Origin of the sequence: Cytobacillus oceanisediminis 2691, from assembly GCF_007678455.1 — a bacterium.
GTDB lineage: Bacteria > Bacillota > Bacilli > Bacillales > Cytobacillaceae > Mesobacillus > Mesobacillus oceanisediminis_A.
In genome coordinates this window covers 312,802-328,488 of record NZ_VEEP01000005.1, presented here as the reverse complement: position 1 = coordinate 328,488, position 15,687 = coordinate 312,802, and the positions used below count along the sequence as shown (strand labels likewise).

Genomic DNA, 15,687 nt, shown 5'->3' with positions numbered 1-15,687 from the left:
ATTTGGTTTTCCATCATTCCACCGACCTGCGGCATCATCGGCATCTGACCCTGCATCATCCCGCCGACTTGCGGCATTTGGTTTTCCATCATTCCACCGACCTGCGGCATCATCGGCATCTGACCCTGCATCATCCCGCCGACCTGCGGCATTTGGTTTTCCATCATTCCACCGACCTGCGGCATCATCGGCATCTGACCCTGCATCATCCCGCCGACTTGCGGCATCTGAGGCATCATTGGCATTTCAGATGATTCATCCTCCATCATGCCGCCTACTTGTGGCATTGGCTGATTATCCATCATTCCGCCGACCTGCGGCATATATGGCATTTGTTGCGGCTGAGGGATGTAGCCTGGGCCAGGCATAACAGGTGAAATAGGCACCCCATAAAAAGTCGGTCCAGTCATCTGCGGTGGAGCATAATGTGGCATGTTTTCACCCATTACCGGGCTCTGCATATTTGCGAAAGATGAGGATTCCATGTCCTCTGCCGGCAATGCCATGTTAGGCATCATATCTGGATACTGGGAAATTCCCTGCACCTGAGGGTATGGCATTTGTTGGGTTCCTGGATAACCATAAGCAGGACCTGACATTGAAGGTGCACCTGGATAACAATTATATGGGTATGGGATCATAGGCTGCTGGTAACCTCCTTGAACGAATGGCATCATTGATGGTGATTCATCCATGTAAGCATTCTTTTCAATTTTTATATCTGGTTTAATTTCTGATTTTACATTTGGCTTTACCTCTGCTTTTGGAGGCAGGGGCTTAAGTTCCGATTTTACCTGTGGTTTGATTTGCTTAGCCTCTGGTTTAACTTCCGGGAAAATGTTAGTTGGTTTTGGCGGGAGCTGCGGCTCCGCTTTTGGCTGGGCTTTTGGCAGTGGCTTTGGCTGTGGTTTTGGCTGTGGTTTTGGCTGTGGCGGGAGCTGCATATTAGCCATATTCATCATATAGTAATTGTTAATATCAATTTCCGGCTTGATTTGTACAGGCATTTTAGGTTTATATGGTTTAACTGGCTCTTCCTTTGGAGCAGGTTTAGGCATTTCCACCTTCGGCTGTTCCTTAACAGGAGCCTCTTTTGGTGCTTCTTTCTTTACTTCTGGAATTGGCATTGGTTTCTCTTTGGCAATCGGCATTTCCTTTTTGCCACCCATATTGATTTTTGCTTGAGGCGTTCCACCTGCGATGGGAGCTTCTTTCTTTATTGTGCCTCCACCAGTTGGAACTTTTATTTTCATACCGGGCATAATCATATCAGGGTTGCTGAGCTGGGCGTTCATCTGTTTCAGCTCTTCAAAGTTCACGCCGTACTTTTTGGCGATCTTCCAAAGAGTATCCCCTTTCTGTACGATATGGATTTTCACTCTGATTCCCTCCTATGGCATAAGTCCATATATTCTATGTTGGTGTGGGCAAATTGCTAACAATCTTCAAAAAAACTTATGCTTCTATGTAAATAAATATGTTTTTCGCCGTAAGATTAAGCTTTTCCCATAAAAAAAATCCTTCCCGATATGGGAAGGACTTCAATTATGATTGCACAAGCATGCGATTCAGGGCAAGCTTTGCGTTGAATGCTGTTTCTTCATCGACTTTTATGAGGTTGATTTCCTGACCCTGGATAGCCGATTCCAGACTCCAGGCAAGGTGCTGGAGGTCAATCCTGTTCATCGTCAAGCACGGACACATATGAGGATTCAATGAAATGATTTTTTTATCTGGATGCTGGGAAATCAGCCGGTTTACCAGATTCATTTCGGTACCAATCGCCCACGATGAGCCTGCAAGCGACGCTTCAATTGCCTCAATAATATAATTCGTTGATCCTGCCATGTCTGACAATGCCACTACCTCATGACGGCATTCTGGATGGACAATGACTTTCATATCAGGATATGTTGCCCGAACATCCGCGATATTTTCCACCGTGAAATTTTCATGTACCGAACAATGTCCTTTCCAAAGAATCACTTTTACCTTTTCAAGAGGGCCATCATACTCAAGAATATTTTCAATCGGATTGTAAACGGCCATTTCATCAAGCCCAATTCCAATGTTAAAAGCCGTATTCCGGCCCAAGTGCTGATCTGGAAGGAAAAGCAGACGCTCTTTTTTTGAAAAAGCCCAGCGAACCATCTTCTCGGCGTTTGAGGATGTAACGGTAGCTCCGCCATTAGCGCCGACAAATGATTTAATTGCTGCAGTAGAATTGACATAGGTCAATGGCAAAATCGTATCTCCAAACAGCACCTGCAGGTAATCCCAGGCGCGTTCTGTCTGGTAAATATCAGCCATATCTGCCATTGAACATCCGGCTCTCATATCCGGCAGGTAGACCTTCTGATTTTCAGTGGTTAAAATGTCAGCCGTCTCGGCCATGAAATGAACTCCGCAAAAAACAATATGCTCCGCTTCCCTGTTATCGGCAGACAGCTGGGCAAGTTTCAGTGAATCGCCTGTCGCATCGGCAAATTTGATGACTTCATCTTTTTGATAATGATGACCAGGTATGAACAGCTTTTTGCCCATTTTCCCCTTAATGTCCTTAATCATGCCCTCAAGCTCCTGAACCGACATGTTCCGGTATTTCTCAGGGAGCATTTTTGATTTAGCTTCGAGCGCCTCCAATATATTCATATTGTACATCCCCTTTCGTTTCAGCCATGACCTTTGCGCTAATATCCAATGATTTTACAGAGTGCGTGAGGAATCCCAGTGATATATAATCAACTCCGCAACTCCTGTAGCTATGCAGTGTATCGAGCGTGATGCCGCCGGAGGCCTCGGTTGCTATTCCTTCCGGTACATAGCCAATCCATTCTTCAATTTGTTCCGGCGTGCGGTTATCGAACATGATGCAATCTGCTTTCGCTTCAATCGCTTCAAGCAGCTGCTCCTTTGTTTCGATTTCCACCTCTACTTTCACCATATGTCCAAGGTTTGACCTGACTGCTTCCACTGCCTTGCTGATCGAGCCCGCAAAAGAGATATGGTTGTCCTTGATCATAACCGCGTCATACAAGCCGTAACGATGATTGAACCCGCCACCGCATCGAACTGCATATTTTTCAAGCATCCGCAGGCCGGGGGTTGTTTTTCGTGTATCACAAATCCTTGTCTTCGTGCTGTCCAATGCTTTTACAGCTTCGTTTGTTTTTGTGGCTATTCCGCTCATTCGCTGCACGAGGTTCAAAACGACTCTTTCCGCTTTTAATAGTGCGGAAACCTTGCCGGTAATCAACGCCAGTTCCTGACCTTTGCCAACCTTTTCGCCATCCTTTACCTTCATGGTAACCTGGCTGTTCTCATCCATCAGCCTGAAACCAAGATCGATAATCTGCTCTCCGCAGAAAACCCCTTCATCCTTCGCAATGAACACCAGGATTCCCTTACTTTCATTTCCGAAAATCAATTCACTGGTGACGTCACGCTCGCCGATATCTTCAATGAAAAATTGTTCAAGTAGCAAGCGCAGTTTGATTGAATTCATGCTTACCATCCTTTCGGTTTTTTCGCTGATGGATGATTTGTTTTTTCATCCAATTGGCATTATCTTCATATGGAAAATCTTCACGATAATGACCGCCCCTGCTCTCTGTCCGCTCCAATGCAGACTGGGTGACCAAGGTGGCGGTAATATACATAAACAGGCTGGTTAATTGTGCTGGCGATAAGTGGTCCAGGTCAGCGTCCAGCCACTTATCGTGATTAAATTGAGCAAGCCATTCAGCCTGAAGGGTGAGCTGTTCCTTAGTCCTTACAATCCCGGCTCTGTCCATCATGGTTTGTTTTAGCATGTCAGGAACCGGCAGTTTACCAACGAAAAAGGTTTTTACATGAACAGGCAGATTGTTGCCAGTCTCCTTGTCAGCCCGTTGGCTGTTGATCCAATCAGCGAGATTGCCGCCGACAAACATTCCTTCCAATAGAGAATTGCTTGCCAGTCTATTCGCCCCGTGGATGCCGGTACACGCTGCCTCACCGATTGCATACAATCCTGGGATGCTTGTTCGTCCCTGCAAATCTGTCTTAATTCCTCCCATGATAAAATGACTGCCGGGAACGACAGGAATCAGACCTTTTTCCATGTCTATCCCATGCTGAGTGCATAGCTTGCTGATCGTTGGAAACCTCGAGCTGAAATCCTCAATGTAGGATATATCCAAATAAATTTGAATTCCTCTTCGAGAATAATCATAGATTGTTTGCGAAACAATATGCCTCGGTGCCAGGTCCTTTAAAGGATGAATGCCTGCCATGATTTGTTTGCCATCTTCAGTGACCAGCAGCGCACCTTCGCCCCTGACTGCTTCCGAAATAAGCCCCCTCGTCTTTCCATCCACATATAACAGTGTCGGGTGGAACTGGACAAACTCCATATCCGCCAATTCAACCCCTGCTCTATAGGCAAGGGCAATTCCATCACCGCTTGCCGTTTCTGCATTGGAAGTAAAAGAGAAAATCTGGCCACAACCGCCCGTTGCCAGCACCACATGTGGAGCAAGGTAAATCTCATTTGATCCATCTGGCAGCTTCGCCTTCACCCCGATACATCTTGATTTTTCCTGATTTAAAATAAGGTCATAAACAAAAGTCGATTGTTCAACGGTTATATTGGAGGCCAGATCAGAAATCAGAAACTCGACCATATGCCTGCCTGTCTCGTCACCCCCGCTGTGGACAATCCTCTTTTCACTGTGTGCTCCTTCCATTCCCAAAAGCAGATTACCATTTTCATCTTCATCAAAACGGCAACCTGACTGCCATAAACCATTGATCAGCTCAGGAGCCTTTTTCGTCATTTCCAATACAGCTTTGGCATTATTGTGGTGCGCTCCCGCTTCCATTGTGTCGAGATAATGTAAGTAAGGATCGTCCCCCGGAGCAACGGCTGCGGCCACCCCGCCTTGTGCAAGATAGGAATTTCCTTTTGTCAGATTTTCTTTTGTGAGAATCATCACATTTAAATCCTTCGTTAACTTATTGGCCAATTGCAGTGCGGCAATGCCGCTGCCAATAATAATCACATCATATTGTTTCATAGATTGATAGCCTCCTGGATTAACAGGTGTCTTGACATCTATATTTACACAGTTTTACACTATTGACAAGAACTTTTATTCTTTGAAACTAATACAGGAAAGCAAAAGGGGCAAAGCAGTTCACGTGTTATCAGCTTGTGACCGTATAGCTGAGGATACCGCTTTTTCGGGCACATGTTCCAGCTTCTTGTGACCGTAATGCCGAGGATTTTTCTTTTTCGGGCACATGTTCCAGCTTCTTGTGACCATAATGCCGGGGATTTCTCTTTTTCGGGCACATGTTCCGGCTTCTTGTGACCGAAATGCCTGGTATTTTTCTTTTTCGGGCACATGTTCCAGCTTCTTGTGACCATAATGCCGGGGATTTCTCTTTTTCGGGCACATGTTCCGGCTTCTTGTTACCGAAATGCCGGGGATTTTTCCTTTTCGGGCACATGTTCCGGCTTTTTGTGACCGAAATGCCGGGGATTTTTTTTTGGGGGCACATGTTTCACTTTCCTGGAAACAGACCCTGGGAATGATCATTAAAACAAATCGGAGGAGCGAACCTATGAAATATTTCGATTATGCTGCTACATGCCCGCTTGACCGGGATGCTGCAGATATTTTTATCAAAGCATCGGCAGAGTACTTTGGAAACAGCCAGAGTCTTCACGAAGCGGGCTCTGCAGCGGCTAATCTCCTTGAGAGCTGCAGACAGGAATTTGCCAGGTTGCTTGATGTCGAAGAAGCAGGGATTTATTTTACAAGCGGAGGGTCTGAAGGGAATTTTCTTGGGATTATGGCGCTTCTCTCTGCAAAAAGAAAAAACGGCCGCCACATTATTACCGGTGCTGCTGAACATTCCTCGGTTTATAATTTGATGAAAAAGCTGGAGGGAGAAGGCTGGGAAATCACATTCCTGCCATTGGACGAGGACGGAAGAATTAAGATTGACACCTTTATCAAAGCTGTTCGGCCTGAAACAGTGCTCGTTTCCATTCAGCATGGCAACCCGGAAATCGGAACCCTCCAGCCGGTCAAAAACATCGCTGAATACTGCAGGACCAATGGAATCCTGATCCACACAGATTGCGTGCAAACCTTTGGAAAGATACCAATGGACTCTCTTGCACGTTCGGTGGATGCCCTGTCTATTTCGGGCCACAAGTTTTACGGACCAAAAGGAACTGGAGTCGCCTATGTCAATCCGAAGCTTGCCTGGAAGCCATATATTGATGGTACCGTGCATGAAAAAGGCTTCAGGCCCGGCACTGTCAATGTCCCGGGAATAGCCGCCATGACCGCTGCTGCCCATAAAGCGCACTCACTGATCAAAACAGAGAATGATCGACTTAAAGAGTTAAGGACTATTCTTGTTGATCTTCTTACAGGATCAAAAAGCCCATATAAGTTATTTGGCGTAGAAGGGGACGATCAGCTGCCAGGAATCGTGGGAATGGCCATAAAAGGCGTGGAGGGGCAATTTGTCCTGCTGGAATGTGACCGTAGGGGATTCGCGATTTCAACCGGGACAGCCTGTCACACAGGACTATTAAGCCCTGCCAGAACCATGACGGCAATGGGCATCAATGGCAAAGAAGCAAAGGAATTTTTCAGGATTTCATTCGGGCGGACTACTGCAGCCGATGATGTGGTCGAACTTGGGAAACTCCTGGCGGTCATCTCTGGAAAGGTCGCAGCCGTTTAACTTCAGGCTGATTTATGGTAAAATTCACGAATGAAGAAGTCGAAGGAGAGATCGGTTATGAAGGAACCTACGAAAATCCTTGGGGATGAACGCCGGGAATTCATCCTGAAGCGCCTGCAGGAAAGCCGTGAGCCGATTACCGGCGGCGAGCTGGCAGCCATTACGAACGTAAGCAGACAAGTCATTGTCGGTGATATCACCCTGCTAAAAGCCAAAAATGAACCTATCATCGCTACAAGCCAGGGTTATTTATACATGCACGCCTCCCGGCCAACAGAGGCGGAACGGATCATTGCCTGCTCACACGGCCCTGAAAGGACTGAAGAAGAACTTTTGCTCCTTGTCGATCATGGTGTAACGGTAAAAGACGTGAAAATCGAGCATCCTGTGTATGGCGACCTGACCGCTTCCATCATGGTCTCGAACCGTTACGAAGTGAAGCAGTTCATGGAAAAAATAAAATCCACCAATGCTTCCTATTTATCAGAATTGACCGACGGCATCCACTTGCACAGCATTTCAGCCCCGACGGAAAAAGCACTGGATGAAGCGGAAGAAACGCTTAGAAAAGCAAATTTCCTTATTGATTTAGAACAGTAGAAATGCAAAAGATCCATCAGTGGCTGATGGATCTTTTTATATTTTATGGCTGGAATAGCTTCCGAGCATTTTAACGGTGCAGCCCAGTGCCTCCAGTTCGGCTATGGCCCCTGGAATCAAGACGTCATCCATTTTAAAATTGATATCAATAATGAAAAAATATTTTCCGAGACCGGTTTTCATCGGGCGGGATTCAATTTTGGAAAGATTGAGCTTCCTCCATGAAAATGCCGACAGGACCTGATGCAATGCTCCTGCCTGATCTGAAGGCAGGGTGATCATCAAGCTGGTCTTGAAATCTTCGCCCTTGTCGAGTTGAAGCTTGTTTTCCGGCTTTGTGAGAACTGCGAAGACAGTATGGTTATAACTATAATCATGGATATTTTGCTGAGCCATGGCCAGTCCTTCATATTCTTGTGCAGCAAGACTGTTTGCGATCGCCGCGATATTCCGTTCCGGATGATCTTTGACAAATTTGGCCGCTGCGGCTGTTGAAGCCATATGTTCGTGCGGTACTTTTTTAAATTCTTTATGTAAAAACTTATGGCACTGTGCAAGTGCGTGCGGATGGCTGCAAATTAGCTCCGCATTTCTCCAGTTTTCCAAATTGTCCTGGTGTACCAGCAAATGCTGCCTGATTGGCACCACCGCTTCACCAACAATCTGGAGATCTGTTTCATGGACAAGGTAATCGACTGTTAAGTTAACAGAACCTTCGATTGAATTTTCCAATGGGACAATCGCTGCGTCAATCTCCCCTTCTGTGGCCGCATCCATGCATTCTGGTATGCTGACGAACGGAATCCGCTCCGCTTCATGAAACAACTGCCTGGCTGCATAATCTGTAAACGTCGCTTCTGGTCCAAGATATCCTACTTTCAAATCCATACCTCCCCCTGCTGTTATCTTTAAGCGCCTGTTCCCAGCACTTCAACTTTTTCTACAAATTCCATTTTTCTCAGCCTTGTCAGCATCTCGTCCATTTCGACTCTCATTTCGGTGATATTCAAGCTTAGCGTCACATTCGCCCTTCCCTGCAGAGGAATGGTCTGATGGATGGTCAAAACATTGCAGCCAGTAGCCGCAACAGTGCTCAGCAATTCCGATAGTGTGCCAGATCGGTCTTCAAGCTGAAAAAACAGTGAAATGATCCGCTCTTTCACAACCGTATGGAACGGAAAAACAGTATCACGGTATTTGTAAAAGGCACTCCGGCTCAAGTCGACCCTCTGGACTGCATCCCAGACCGACTCCGCTTTGCCCCGTTCAATCATTTCCTTTGCCTCAAGCGTTTTTTTCATTGCTTCCGGCAGGACATCTTCCCGAACGAGATAGAATTTTTTATCTTGATTTTCCTTCATCTCAAATCACCCCATCAGAATGCTTCCTACTTTAAAGAGGAAAGCCGATTAACCTTTTGGCTAATCGACTCCCTGTCACCACCTGAGGCCTACTCTACGAATTCAAATTCATATTCCAGAAGCTTGACCGTATCTCCATCTTTTGCTCCTCTTTCACGGAGAGCATCATCAATACCCATGCCGCGCATCTGGCGGGCAAACCTTTGTACAGATTCATCCCTTGAAAAATCAGTCATCTTGAACAGCCTTTCTATACTGTCACCCGAGATAACAAATGTTCCATCCGGTTCGCGGGTAATCTGGAATTCCTGTTCTGCTTTTTCATGCTTGTACATAACGCGGTTTTCGTCTTTTTCCAATACCTCTTCATCAATGAGAGGGAACTCCGGCGTCTTTTCAATCAGGTCAGCTACTGCGAATAACAATTCACGCAGGCCTTCCCTCGTCACAGCTGAAATTGGGAAAACAGGATGTTCATCCCCGACTTTTTCCTTGAACACTTTAAGGTTCTCTTCCGCATCTGGCATGTCCATTTTATTGGCGACGATGACTTGCGGTCTTTCCGTCAGCCTTAAATTATATTCCTTCAACTCATTATTGATTGTCAGATAATCCTCGTAAGGATCACGGCCTTCAGTCGCTGCCATATCAATTACGTGGATGATTACCCTTGTACGTTCGATATGACGCAGAAATTGATGTCCAAGGCCCACACCGGAGTGTGCTCCCTCTATAAGACCTGGCAAATCAGCTAAAACAAAGCTTCTTCCGTCTTCTGTTTCAACCATGCCCAGGTTTGGAGCGATCGTCGTGAAATGATATTCAGCGATCTTCGGCCTGGCTGCTGACACAACGGATAATAATGTCGACTTCCCTACACTTGGAAAACCTACAAGCCCTACGTCAGCAAGCAGCTTTAATTCCATGATGATTTCGCGTTCCTGGCCTGGCTCCCCTTTTTCGGAAAGTTCAGGAGCCGGATTGGCAGGTGTAGCGAAACGTGAGTTGCCACGTCCGCCGCGTCCGCCTTTAGCGATGACAGCCTGCTGGCCATGCTCCACCAGGTCAGCAATGATCGCGCCAGTTTCAGCATCAGATACGATTGTCCCTGGAGGAACCTTGACAATCATATCCTTGGAGTTTTTGCCATGCTGGTTCTTGGACATTCCGTGCTCGCCGCGCGGTGCCTTGAAATGGCGCTGGTACCTGAAGTCCATCAGCGTGCGCAGCCCTTCTTCCACCTGGAAGACTACATTTGCGCCGTTACCGCCGTCGCCGCCAGCCGGGCCGCCCTTCGGCACATATTTTTCGCGTCGGAACGCGACCATGCCATCGCCGCCGTCGCCGCCTTTTACATAAATCTTAACCTGATCGACAAACATTATGTCATTACCACCTGTCTGAAATTTGTTATTCGCTTTTTATGTTTCCCTAGAGTGTTTCCACGAAAACTTCGATTGTCAGTTCTCCTTCAACCACGCCATCGGAAATGATTTTTATCTTGTTTCCCGGCTTCTGGTCAAGGAAGCTTTCTAAGCGATTTTTATCCTTTATTATTCCGCTAAAATCAAAAAAGAACCCGATTCCTTTCTCCTGCGGTTCAATTGTAACGGAGAGATGATTTTCCTGATATGGTTCAATTGAAGAATTCAATGTTTCAAAAAGCTGCTTAGTCCAGTCTGTCAAAAGCTGGTCATCTAATCTGTGGAAGTTTTGGGAGTCCATAACCTCGTATTCCAGCTGGAAATGATTACTCTCCCAATTGCAGGTTAACAATGTAGAGGCAAACTGGGGAAGACGTAAATTTGATAGCTTTGCATCCTGCCTGGCTTCCATGATGATTTCTTCAATGATCTCTTTAGCCCGGTCCACTTTATTCAGCGATAAATTCCCTTTAATTAATTGAAGCTTGTTCATCCAATCATGGCGCTCATGGCGCAAAACCTCGATTGTATCCCACTCTTTTTTCATACACATACTCCCTACTCATAAGACTTGCTTGGTGTAAGTATAACAAAAAAGCCATTCTGCGTAAGCTAATTATGTATTTAAGTTAGTTGGATCCTTTTTTATTTATAGAGCACTAAGCCATAAAACGAAAGAAAACCCTAACCGAAGTGGTTAGGGCTTCTCTTTAGCTTACGCTTCTTGAGCTGCTGGATAAACACTTACTTGCTTGCGGTCGCGGCCAAGACGTTCGAATTTAACGACGCCGTCAACCTTAGCGAATAGAGTGTCATCTCCACCTTTACCCACGTTTACACCTGGGTAGATTTTAGTTCCGCGCTGACGGTAAAGGATAGAACCACCAGTTACGAATTGACCGTCTGCACGCTTAGCGCCTAGACGCTTTGCGATAGAGTCACGTCCGTTCTTAGTTGAACCTACACCCTTCTTAGAAGCGAAGAATTGAAGATCTAATCTTAACATTTGTTCCACCTCCTACTTTTTGAAGGTTAATTTTATGTGCTTTCCGTACTCTTGTTCCATCGATTGCAATGTAATGACCATGCTTTCAAGGAGTAATTGGATTTTCTCCTGTGTCTCCTCCGGCAAATTGTCGGGAATTTCACAGCGGAGAAAACCATCGGCACCTTGTTCAATGTCTGGGGTGACACCTGTCAATCCAATGATGGAATTGACTGTCCCAATCGAGATGGTGGAAACACCTGCACAGACAATGTCGCTGCCATGGGCAGCATATCCAGCGTGGCCGCTGATTGTAAACGACTGGATGCGTCCGGATTTTGTACGATTAATCGTTGCACGAATCATAGAAATCCGCCTTTAATTAAGCGTTGATCTTTTCGATAACTACTTTAGTGTAAGGCTGACGATGACCTTGCTTCTTACGATTGTTCTTTTTCGCTTTGTACTTGAAAACGATGATTTTCTTTTGACGGCCATTCTTTTCAACTTTAGCAGTTACAGTTGCGCCTTCAACTACAGGGCTTCCAACTTTAACGTTCTCGCCACCAACAAAAAGAACCTTGTCAAAAGTTACAGTTTCGCCTTCAGCAGCGTTTAGCTTTTCAATGTAGATTGCTTGTCCTTCTTCTACCTTTACTTGCTTGCCGCCAGTTTCGATAATTGCGTACATTCCAGTGCACCTCCTCATTAGACTCAGACTCGCCATCAGCAGGCGTTTGCAGATTGCAAAGCTTAATTACCTGTTGTGAGCGGTTGTAGCACGGGTGCTACAAACAATAACATTAAAATACTATCATATGCCGAGCAAAAGTGTCAACATATAATCCATGTTCTTTTAATGGCCAGCTTTGGTTCGATCCTGTTCTGTCGAAGCACCAGCCTGAAGAATTTCAAAAAAAGGTCTCGCCGCGTCTGACACCGAGAATTTTATCTTATAACCAAGCGCTTTTTCAAGCCTCAATTTATGGATATCAGCTTCACCGGAAAAATGGCGAATCACTTCATCAGTAGCGGAAATAAGCATTTCTTCGTAATCGGAATTTTTATATTCCCACAGCTCACGCTCAAGCTTGTAAGCCACTGTTTCCGAGCTGAGCACCTGCCCCGTTCCTCCGCATGTCCCGCATTTTTCCGTCAGTGTCTCGGCCACTGACTGCTTTGTCTTCTTCCTTGTCAGCTGAAGGATGCCAAGTTCAGTAAAACCGACAATCCGGCTGCGGCGATCATCATGGATCAGTTCTTTCTGAATGGCTTTCAACACCTTGTCACGCTCTCCGCTATTCTTCATATCGATGAAATCAATCAGAATGATGCCAGCCAGATCCCGGAGCCTGATCTGTCGTGCTGCTTCCACTGCCGCCTTTATATTCGTTTTTATGACCGTGTCACGCAAATCCGTTTTTCCTGAAAACTTCCCCGTGTTCACATCAATCATCGTCAGCGCCTCACCCTGGTCGATAACCATGTAGGCGCCTTTATCCAGCCAGACGACTCGCTTCAGCAGCCGCTCAATCTCCGGCTCGATTTTATAAAAAGAAAAAACAGGTTCTTTTCCATTATAAAATTCAAGCTCAACCCCTTCTGGAACATGGAGGTCAATTTTCTTCTTGAATTCAAGACAGTCCACGATGACAGTTCCATTTTTAACAGCTGCCAGTGCGGACAATGCCTGTTCAAAAAAATAATCCCGGCTAAAAACAAGACCTGGCTTTTTCATTCCTGAAGCAGACTTTTCTAATTCAGCATACAGGCTTCGCTGCTGATCGAGCTCCCTGATTATCACTTCTTCTTGCTGGTTCAGGCTTTCAGTCCGGAAAATGAGTCCTTCTTCATCCGTTTTTACCTGGTTCGCAAATTCTTTCCATCTGGCTCTCGTTTCACTGGAATCTGCCTTTTTGGAAACAGCTATGTATTTGCCCCTCGGCATATAGACAATATTCTCTCCCGGCAGTTCGATGACCCCTGTCAGTCTTGCTCCTTTGGTCCCGGCCGCATCCTTTTCCACCTGCACTAGCAGCTTTTCGCCCTGATGGACATAAGATCCAAGCGGGATATTCGCTTTGTTTTCCTTGTCTGACAGAACATAGGAAGATAGCTTGTCTTTTTGTAAAAATCCGCTTGTTCCTTCGCCAAAGTTGACGAACGCCGCATTCATTCCCGGAATCACTTTTTCGACAATACCAAGATAAATATTTCCGACCAGCGATTGCTGGCCCGGCTGCTCGATATATATTTTTTCAATTTCACCATTTTTAACCAAAGCGAAGCGCTTCTCTCTTAAATTTGCATTGATGATTAACTGGTCCATCGTTTCTCCCTACTCACAAAAAATACAGCGCAAAAGGTGTCTGCGCTGCATTCATTATCCTATTTTAATAGGTGTAAAGCAAATCTCCTATTTTGGCGGTCAGTAATTTTTCACTGAAGAAAGCATGGAGCAATTCATTCTCGTCAATCACCATTTCCTTTCCATTCTGCTGCTTGACGATGATCGGATGCTTGCAGCCGCGCTGGAACCTTTCGAGCACATGGCCGACCATTTCATTCTCACTGGTATTGATGGGTTTCAGCTCGCGCAAATCCACTTGCTTGCCATAGTGTCTTTCGATCAAGAAGCGCATGAATGTAAAGCGCCGCTGCTTCCATTCAAAATACAGCGAAAATGCCAGGAAGCCTATGATGACCCAGACATTCAACGTCTGCGGTGCGATGAACAGCAGGGAAGCAGAAAAGATCAGCAGCGCTGCAACTGAACCATATAAGGTACGCAGATGGGCTTCCTGGAAAGAGGTGTTCATCGATAGCAGAATGAACATCAGCTTCCCGCCGTCCAAAGGCCAAATCGGTATGAGGTTGAAGACCAGGATCATCAGATTATACTCCATGAACAACGTATGCCATTTTTCGGGGAAAACCCCTGCGATGAAGAACAAATAGGAAAGCCCCAACATCCAGACATGCTGTAATGGTCCTGCGAGCACGACAACCAGTTCTTCTTTTAGCGGCCTGTTCCCATGCTCATCCACCTCAGCGACACCGCCAAATGGCAGCAAGGCGATTTTCTTGATTCTCCACGAAAAAAAAGAGGCTGCAGCACCATGTCCCATTTCATGAACAAAAATTATCAGCAGCACCATCATCAGCTCTATAAAATGCGCAGTCGCAACAGCAAGGGCGATGACCACCCAGAGTAAAGGATGAATCTGTACTTTCCGCAATAATTCAAAGTTTTTATTCAAACTTGATCACCTGGACGGGATCGACGAAATCATCCCCTTTTTTAATAGCGAAATAAAATGAACCTTTAAGACCGTCTTCGCTGTCCATCGCTGTTCCCACCTTCGCACCTTTGGAAATGTACTCATAAAGATTCACATCAATTTTGTCCAGGTTCCCATACCAGGTTTCACTCTTGTCCCCATGTTGGACAATCACCGTTTTACCAAATCCCTCTTTCATGCCGACAAAATGGACAAGGCCTTCATTCATCGCCTCAACACCCGCACCCTTGCCAATTTCAATCATGATCCTCTGTCCATTGTCGCCAAAATCCTCAAGAATCTTCCCAGAGGCAGGAAGCGCATATTGGCTGCCAGATGCAACCTCATTCTCGCTACCTTCGTCAGTATTTTTTGCCGGAAGAAGTGCCAATGGCTTGCCAAATTGATCCTCATACCAATCTGAAACAGCAGCAAACTGGAACTCCTGCTCCATCGTATGATTCACGTATTGCTGGACCGACACAGCTTTTTCAGAAGGGCTCCGGTAAATAATCGCCACAATCAAAACAAGGCAAGCAGATGCAAGCACCTTGAACAAAAACACTTCCTTCTTGAATAACGGATGGCCCCCTTCCCCTGGCCCCATATCATAGGATGGGAGCCTGTCAAAACCATGCCGTTCTTCCTCCGTAGAGAAAAAACGGTTATGGTTCGTTTTCTCCATCCTCTCCCGCTCCCGTTTCCGCTTCATCATCCTTCTTCGTATATCGTCAGCTCTCGAGTTCATCCAATCCCCACCAATCCCCTTGTACTCAATGTTAGTACAAGTTTATGACCTGTCCCACAAGAGTATGACATTTTTGGGGGAGTGGAAGGCTTAGAAAATTCAATAACCAATATCAATTCACAGTTTTTCTGCTGGAGACCCTTTGGGTAAGAAAAGTGGGTTGACTCTGACACTTTTCACAATAGAAACCATTATGGTTGCTACCGTAATCCAGCCACTTGCTCTCTTTTGGGCGGAGTACTGGTTGTGCTGCGACCGTATTCCGGCCACTTGCCTTTTTTCGGGCGGAGAACTCGTTGAGCTGCGACCGTATTCCTCCCACTTTCCTTTTTTCGGGCGGAGAACTCGTTGAGCTGCGACCGTATTCCTCCCACTTTCCTTTTTTCAGGCGGAGAACTGGTTGTGCTGCTACCATATTTCCACCACTTGTCTTTTTTCGGGCGGAGAATTGGTTGTGCTTCTACCATATTTCCACCACTTGTCTTTTTTCGGGCGGAGAATTGGTTGTGCTGCGACCGTATTCCGGCCACTTGTCCTTTTT

The 15,687-nt window shown here is 46.0% G+C and carries 16 protein-coding genes and 1 other annotated feature; of the genes, 2 read left to right on the top strand and 14 right to left on the bottom strand.

From position 1 onward, the window contains the following. The 4 genes from safA to nadB all read right to left on the bottom strand — a co-directional run. Positions 1 to 1,379 (bottom strand): SafA/ExsA family spore coat assembly protein (gene safA, locus FS736_RS24325; RefSeq protein WP_186326770.1); only part of this gene is annotated, 1,379 nt, incomplete at its 3' end. Positions 1,380 to 1,545: 166 nt separating this feature from the next. Beyond that, a complete protein-coding gene (gene nadA, locus FS736_RS12610; RefSeq protein WP_144477751.1) occupies positions 1,546 to 2,652 on the bottom strand; it encodes a quinolinate synthase NadA in 1,107 nt (368 codons plus the stop codon). After that, positions 2,624 to 3,505 carry a carboxylating nicotinate-nucleotide diphosphorylase gene (gene nadC, locus FS736_RS12605; RefSeq protein WP_144477749.1) on the bottom strand — a complete coding sequence of 294 codons (882 nt, stop codon included), beginning with the start codon at positions 3,503 to 3,505 and terminating at the stop codon, positions 2,624 to 2,626. The genes nadA and nadC overlap by 29 nt, the downstream gene beginning before the upstream one ends. Then, complete coding sequence (nadB, locus tag FS736_RS12600) at positions 3,474 to 5,057, bottom strand: L-aspartate oxidase (protein ID WP_144477747.1); 1,584 nt, start codon at positions 5,055 to 5,057, stop codon at positions 3,474 to 3,476. Before nadB ends, nadC begins: the two co-directional genes overlap by 32 nt. Positions 5,058 to 5,607: 550 nt before the next feature. On the opposite strand from nadB, the gene FS736_RS12595 reads away from it, so the two are divergent. Both FS736_RS12595 and FS736_RS12590 read left to right on the top strand, forming a co-directional pair. Further along, positions 5,608 to 6,747: an IscS subfamily cysteine desulfurase gene (locus tag FS736_RS12595; protein WP_144477745.1), complete on the top strand. Its 1,140-nt coding sequence runs from the start codon at positions 5,608 to 5,610 to the stop codon at positions 6,745 to 6,747. A 57-nt stretch (positions 6,748 to 6,804) separates the two neighbouring features. Continuing rightward, complete coding sequence (locus FS736_RS12590) at positions 6,805 to 7,347, top strand: transcription repressor NadR (protein WP_144477743.1); 543 nt, start codon at positions 6,805 to 6,807, stop codon at positions 7,345 to 7,347. Positions 7,348 to 7,383: 36 nt separating this feature from the next. Here FS736_RS12590 and pheA read toward each other — a convergent pair whose 3' ends face one another. The 10 genes from pheA to FS736_RS12540 all read right to left on the bottom strand — a co-directional run bounded on the left by pheA (position 7,384) and on the right by FS736_RS12540 (position 15,146). Beyond that, the gene (gene pheA / locus FS736_RS12585; protein ID WP_144477812.1) at positions 7,384 to 8,229 is read right to left on the bottom strand and encodes a prephenate dehydratase; all 846 of its coding nucleotides are present in this window, start codon (positions 8,227 to 8,229) and stop codon (positions 7,384 to 7,386) included. A 26-nt stretch (positions 8,230 to 8,255) separates the two neighbouring features. Continuing rightward, positions 8,256 to 8,708 carry an ACT domain-containing protein gene (locus tag FS736_RS12580; protein ID WP_144477741.1) on the bottom strand — a complete coding sequence of 151 codons (453 nt, stop codon included), beginning with the start codon at positions 8,706 to 8,708 and terminating at the stop codon, positions 8,256 to 8,258. Between the two features lie 89 nt (positions 8,709 to 8,797). Then, positions 8,798 to 10,090 (bottom strand): GTPase ObgE, encoded by a 1,293-nt coding sequence (gene obgE / locus FS736_RS12575; protein ID WP_144477739.1) that lies wholly within the window; start codon positions 10,088 to 10,090, stop codon positions 8,798 to 8,800. A 49-nt stretch (positions 10,091 to 10,139) separates the two neighbouring features. Next, positions 10,140 to 10,679 carry a Spo0B C-terminal domain-containing protein gene (locus FS736_RS12570; RefSeq protein ID WP_144477737.1) on the bottom strand — a complete coding sequence of 180 codons (540 nt, stop codon included), beginning with the start codon at positions 10,677 to 10,679 and terminating at the stop codon, positions 10,140 to 10,142. 168 nt (positions 10,680 to 10,847) lie between these two features. Then, complete coding sequence (gene rpmA / locus FS736_RS12565; protein ID WP_079509900.1) at positions 10,848 to 11,138, bottom strand: 50S ribosomal protein L27; 291 nt, start codon at positions 11,136 to 11,138, stop codon at positions 10,848 to 10,850. 12 nt (positions 11,139 to 11,150) lie between these two features. After that, positions 11,151 to 11,483, bottom strand: a complete 333-nt coding sequence (locus FS736_RS12560) for a ribosomal-processing cysteine protease Prp (protein ID WP_144477735.1) — start codon at positions 11,481 to 11,483, stop codon at positions 11,151 to 11,153. A 16-nt stretch (positions 11,484 to 11,499) separates the two neighbouring features. Then, complete coding sequence (rplU, locus tag FS736_RS12555; RefSeq protein ID WP_144477733.1) at positions 11,500 to 11,808, bottom strand: 50S ribosomal protein L21; 309 nt, start codon at positions 11,806 to 11,808, stop codon at positions 11,500 to 11,502. 15 nt (positions 11,809 to 11,823) lie between these two features. Further along, positions 11,824 to 11,903: a sequence feature (ribosomal protein L21 leader region), on the bottom strand. 70 nt (positions 11,904 to 11,973) lie between these two features. Continuing rightward, entirely contained in the window at positions 11,974 to 13,446 is a 1,473-nt protein-coding gene (locus FS736_RS12550; protein WP_144477731.1) for an Rne/Rng family ribonuclease, read from the bottom strand. Positions 13,447 to 13,510: 64 nt separating this feature from the next. Then, positions 13,511 to 14,377, bottom strand: coding sequence for a M50 family metallopeptidase (locus FS736_RS12545; RefSeq protein ID WP_144477729.1), 867 nt, complete (start codon positions 14,375 to 14,377; stop codon positions 13,511 to 13,513). After that, positions 14,370 to 15,146 (bottom strand): M23 family metallopeptidase, encoded by a 777-nt coding sequence (locus tag FS736_RS12540; RefSeq protein ID WP_144477727.1) that lies wholly within the window; start codon positions 15,144 to 15,146, stop codon positions 14,370 to 14,372. The genes FS736_RS12545 and FS736_RS12540 overlap by 8 nt, the downstream gene beginning before the upstream one ends. Positions 15,147 to 15,687: the final 541 nt, after the last annotated feature.

Excerpts from the sequence above, each read along its gene's own strand:
- nadA (WP_144477751.1), bottom strand. The coding sequence starts at position 2,652 with ATGAATATATTGGAGGCGCTCGAAGCTAAATCAAAAATGCTCCCTGAG.
- nadC (WP_144477749.1), bottom strand. The coding sequence starts at position 3,505 with ATGAATTCAATCAAACTGCGCTTGCTACTTGAACAATTTTTCATTGAA.
- nadB (WP_144477747.1), bottom strand. The coding sequence starts at position 5,057 with ATGAAACAATATGATGTGATTATTATTGGCAGCGGCATTGCCGCACTG.
- FS736_RS12595 (WP_144477745.1), top strand. The coding sequence starts at position 5,608 with ATGAAATATTTCGATTATGCTGCTACATGCCCGCTTGACCGGGATGCT.
- FS736_RS12590 (WP_144477743.1), top strand. The coding sequence starts at position 6,805 with ATGAAGGAACCTACGAAAATCCTTGGGGATGAACGCCGGGAATTCATC.
- FS736_RS12580 (WP_144477741.1), bottom strand. The coding sequence starts at position 8,708 with ATGAAGGAAAATCAAGATAAAAAATTCTATCTCGTTCGGGAAGATGTC.
- obgE (WP_144477739.1), bottom strand. The coding sequence starts at position 10,090 with ATGTTTGTCGATCAGGTTAAGATTTATGTAAAAGGCGGCGACGGCGGC.
- FS736_RS12570 (WP_144477737.1), bottom strand. The coding sequence starts at position 10,679 with ATGAAAAAAGAGTGGGATACAATCGAGGTTTTGCGCCATGAGCGCCAT.
- rpmA (WP_079509900.1), bottom strand. The coding sequence starts at position 11,138 with ATGTTAAGATTAGATCTTCAATTCTTCGCTTCTAAGAAGGGTGTAGGT.
- FS736_RS12560 (WP_144477735.1), bottom strand. The coding sequence starts at position 11,483 with ATGATTCGTGCAACGATTAATCGTACAAAATCCGGACGCATCCAGTCG.
- rplU (WP_144477733.1), bottom strand. The coding sequence starts at position 11,808 with ATGTACGCAATTATCGAAACTGGCGGCAAGCAAGTAAAGGTAGAAGAA.
- FS736_RS12550 (WP_144477731.1), bottom strand. The coding sequence starts at position 13,446 with ATGGACCAGTTAATCATCAATGCAAATTTAAGAGAGAAGCGCTTCGCT.
- FS736_RS12540 (WP_144477727.1), bottom strand. The coding sequence starts at position 15,146 with ATGAACTCGAGAGCTGACGATATACGAAGAAGGATGATGAAGCGGAAA.